The sequence below is a fragment of the Paenibacillus sp. Y660 genome (assembly GCF_057221575.1).
Genome location: NZ_JBXBBJ010000087.1, coordinates 1 through 775 on the forward strand (window position 1 = coordinate 1; position 775 = coordinate 775).

The window sequence follows — 775 nt, forward strand, 5'->3', positions numbered from 1 at the left end:
TAGGATGTGTCTGAAAACTAAAGAATTTTGTGATATGATTTGAGAAAAACGATTGGAGCATCAATCATGATTCAAAGACGGTATGAACTAAGCGATGAACAATGGGAACAAATTAAGGATATGTTCCCTCCATATAAAACAGGGCGTCCGTCAAAATTAAGTAATCGCATCATGTTTAATGCTATTCTTTGGATCGCTCGTAGTGGGGCCGCATGGCGTGATCTGCCGGAAGAACGATACGGTTCATGGAAAACCGCCTACAGTCGATTCTGCAAATGGAGAGATACGGAATTACTTTTCGCCATCTTCCAAGCACTTCACGTAGAACCTGACTTTGAAAACTTGAGCATTGATTCTACATCGGTTAAAGCCCATCAACACAGTGCTGGCGCTAAAAAAACGCAAAAGGAAACGAAGTAAATCAGCACATCGGCGTCAGTCGTGGCGGAAAGACAACCAAACTTCATACGGTAGTCGATGGATTAGGAAATCCTCTCGCGTTTCTTCTGACGGGTGGTCAAGTCTACGATTCGGTTCCAGCAATCGATTTACTTCAAGAATTGGATGTTACGGGAAGCCATATTCTTGGCGACAAAGCCTATGGCTCAGAAGCGATTCGGAATTGGATTACGGCTAGGCAGGCATCCTACACCATTCCGCCTAAAGCGAATAGTCAAAATCCATGGAAAGTGGATTGGTATCGGTACAAAGAACGCCACTTAGTTGAGTGCTTTTTTAATAAAATCAAACACTTTCGCCGTGTGGCTACTCGTTA

The 775-nt window shown here is 43.4% G+C and carries 2 protein-coding genes; both read left to right on the top strand.

Going from position 1 to position 775, the window contains the following annotated elements; translation table 11 throughout:
- Positions 1-66: 66 nt before the first annotated feature.
- Entirely contained in the window at positions 67-420 is a 354-nt protein-coding gene (locus AC2TDN_RS26555; protein ID WP_484690738.1) for an IS5 family transposase, read from the top strand.
- A gap of 8 nt (positions 421-428) precedes the next feature.
- Positions 429-775, top strand: a 347-nt coding sequence (locus tag AC2TDN_RS26560) for an IS5 family transposase (protein ID WP_484690739.1), incomplete at its 3' end; no start/stop codon positions are given.

Excerpts from the sequence above, each read along its gene's own strand:
- AC2TDN_RS26555 (WP_484690738.1), top strand. The coding sequence starts at position 67 with ATGATTCAAAGACGGTATGAACTAAGCGATGAACAATGGGAACAAATT.